4 protein-coding genes are annotated in these 2,984 nt (G+C 48.8%); 1 reads left to right on the forward strand and 3 read right to left on the reverse strand.

Going from position 1 to position 2,984, the window contains the following annotated elements; all coding sequences use genetic code 11:
- Nucleotides 1–15 precede the first annotated feature (15 nt).
- Nucleotides 16–1,257, forward strand: coding sequence for a hypothetical protein (locus KDK18_RS06785; protein WP_257254117.1), 1,242 nt, complete (start codon nt 16–18; stop codon nt 1,255–1,257).
- On the opposite strand, the gene KDK18_RS06790 is transcribed toward KDK18_RS06785, so the two are convergent.
- The 3 genes from KDK18_RS06790 to KDK18_RS06800 all read right to left on the reverse strand — a co-directional run.
- Nucleotides 1,220–1,843, reverse strand: a complete 624-nt coding sequence (locus tag KDK18_RS06790; RefSeq protein WP_257254118.1) for a hypothetical protein — start codon at nt 1,841–1,843, stop codon at nt 1,220–1,222. The genes KDK18_RS06785 and KDK18_RS06790 overlap by 38 nt on opposite strands.
- Complete coding sequence (locus tag KDK18_RS06795; RefSeq protein WP_257254119.1) at nt 1,836–2,231, reverse strand: thioesterase family protein; 396 nt, start codon at nt 2,229–2,231, stop codon at nt 1,836–1,838. The genes KDK18_RS06790 and KDK18_RS06795 overlap by 8 nt, the downstream gene beginning before the upstream one ends.
- A 137-nt stretch (nt 2,232–2,368) precedes the next feature.
- On the reverse strand, nt 2,369–2,984 hold a 616-nt coding region (locus KDK18_RS06800; RefSeq protein ID WP_257254120.1), incomplete at its 5' end, for an MlaD family protein.

Consider the following 2,984-nt stretch of genomic DNA (forward strand, 5'->3'; position numbering starts at 1 on the left):
AGGACGGATTGAGATATGCATGGTTATGTTATTCATCCATCGAGATGGCTTTCTTTATTTATTTTGTTGCTTAGTGTGAAAGTGCTGGCTGCCCCCTGTACCTGTCAGCGTTGCGGCAAAGAGCTGTTCTGCCGAACCTGTGATTCCGGGAATTCTACTTCTCCACCACCTGGTTCGTCATCCTGCGCTGATGAAGATTTGGAAAGCTCTGCAGCAAAAAACACCACCGGAGCAACGAGCTCTGAGACACCTGATCCCGATGAGGGTTATCCCTTACCCTATAGGTTCTTGACGGTAGAGAAGGATGAAAATAATGATGCGTTAATTGTTCATGTTAAAGTCGTACGCAGGATTATTGATGCCATCGAGCGGGAAGCAGATGCCGATAAATGTGTCAGGGTATTGGCTGAGCAGATTGCTTCTAATCTGGTAGATGTGGCCAATCTCAGGGGGTTAGATCATGTAAATTTTAAGTTGGACGAGGGGGATAGGGAGCGTCTGCCAAAGCTATTTGAGATGGTGGAGCAAAAGCAAAAGCAGATGGAGTTCTTGAAAAAAATGTTTCTGGCAGCGCGCAGAGCAGGAGCCGGAGCCGAATGGCCAATAGTAATAAATCACCCAATCCATGTAATGAAGTCCCCAATCCATGAAAGGGTAGAAACTCTGACTCAAGAAAGAGCCGCGAAAATAGACTCATCCCAATGGCCGGATCTGTCAGATATGGGAATGTTTCACCTGCTCACTGCTGAGTTTCAGAACGCCTCACTGATGATCGATCTCACTTCTGTTTTTCAAGCTATTCAGGAAGGAAATTTGATACAGCTGATCATTACCCGAATGGCAGTGGCCGATGGGGGTAATCAGGCTGCCGCGAGCACAGTCACGCCGGTGATGCTTGCAGCTATTATTCCGGATGCCTTCACTGGGTGCAGCCTTTGCAGCGGTGACGGTCAAACAGATTCTACGTATATTCATCTGGTATGGGGAACCCCGACAATGGATATCAATGAACAAAACCTGCCCCTGCCAGTGCGTTTTAAACAACATAACTTAATGAATGTACTCACAGCCGTTATGAATGTAGTCAGTGAAAACGAGCACAATGCAGATTTATCTTTACACCTTTTTACAACCCCTCGAACCTATGTTATTCAGGATGACGAATATCACCCATTGTGTAGACTCAATCTCAGAGATCGGATTAATCCTGGCCTTCCCGTCAGCGTAATCGCCACTGATGGTGGAATAAGTCAATAAGTGCAATCATCACAAGTTCAGGAGTCAGTAGACGTTTGTTGTGCTGACTCCATTGAATGGTAAAAAAAGCCCCCAGTGTTTTGCGGCTGATGGCATTGCTGATAGCTGCAAGGCTGAGTCCCGAGAGCTGTTTCCAGTTCACATCGCTTTTGATAGGCCCCCGACTCTTAACGGCGATCAGGTTAAACTGCATGATTTCGTTGGCAACAATCTCGTTTGCTCCATTTTCCCCAAGCATGTCCCGAGACAGAACCCGGCACTTTCGACTGACCTCCCTGGCATCAGGCCTGCTTGAATACTCCGTCAGCAAATAACCCTGCTCAAGTCGGTGATGGGCCTCCCGGGCATTTGCCTGAGCATAACAACTGAGACGCCAGGCTCCCGCTGAGGTACCCAGAAGGTTCAGGGGTTGCTGCCTGTCTTTGAAGTATTCTCCTATCAGACACTTGTCCAGACCTGTTAGCACGAACCATTTAGGACCGCCCGAAGCTCCCAGCATGACATCAATACCGGACTGAGGAAGACCTTCATCTCGTATTTTTGCCAGAGCCCCGGAACCGGCCCTGATTTCAAGGACATCAGCCATTACCGGACTGCTCTGACAACGCTTGTCGGATATCTTCAGGGATGGGAGAAGCTTTCCCGGCCTGATAATCATAGTGAATCAACACTGCCTTGCCTCGTGCCGCCAGAACGTCTTTCTGCCAAGCTTCATGATAGATACACATGGATGAATTACCCACCTTCTCAAGGCAGGTTCTGATTTCAACATCAGCCCCGTACTTTAGCTGTGCTGTATATTCCACTTCAATTCTGGCAATGATCAGTCGCCAGGTTTCGGTATCCAGACCCGGAGAAAACAGACGAAAGATCGGCTCTCTGGCCTGTTCAAACCATACGGGCAGAACCGTGTTATTTATGTGCCCCAGGGCATCTGTCTCAGAAAAGCGGGGAGAGAGGGTATGCAGGTACATCAGTATTCTTCTTTATAATTGGAAACCTGCTTTGAATAGACTGCAATGGCTTCCTGCTGTCAGTATTATTGTTTAATCAGTTTCCTATGATGCCTGCATGAGAAAAAGATGCAAATAGTCGTTTAGCATGTCTGAAGCTATTCAGGATACACAATGGCAGGAGTCCATTTCAGCCATTCAGGCTTCGGTTCGTCAGCCAACTCGAACGACGTTTCCGGAGCAACCCGAACTCCCTGCTCTGGTGTCGCAAAGGCGATGCCACCTGCCAGAACCGCTTCGAGAGACTCTGTTCGAATGCTGGCACCACTGAACAAACCAAAGTGGAAATCCACGCCACTGGCATTCCAGAATTGGCTTTTTTTGGTGACCAGCGGAGCGTAGCGATCCTCGATGTTGAGAAAAATAATGACTTTGTTGGCCGGGTTACCTAGCTTGAATCCGGTGACCACACCTACCGGAATTTCCCGGTAATAAACGGGATTGCCCGGTTTAATGGAGCCCAGTTGAGTGCTGACCAACTGAATACGCAGACCACCAGAGCGAGGCTGGTCGTCAGGCGCTCGTGGGTCTGCAACAAAAACATCACGCTTGGCAGCAGCTTGAGAGCGTGCCGGCGACACGCTGATATAAAGACCCGTCAGCAGTGTTTCCAGATGAGCCGTGTTAGTCAGGCCAAGTTTGGGTTTGACCAGCCAGAATCTGGAACCTCTGCGAGCCAGCCAATCTGCGCTTTCATTAAGCAATATTGTGGCT

Source organism: Endozoicomonas sp. SESOKO3, assembly GCF_024606255.1.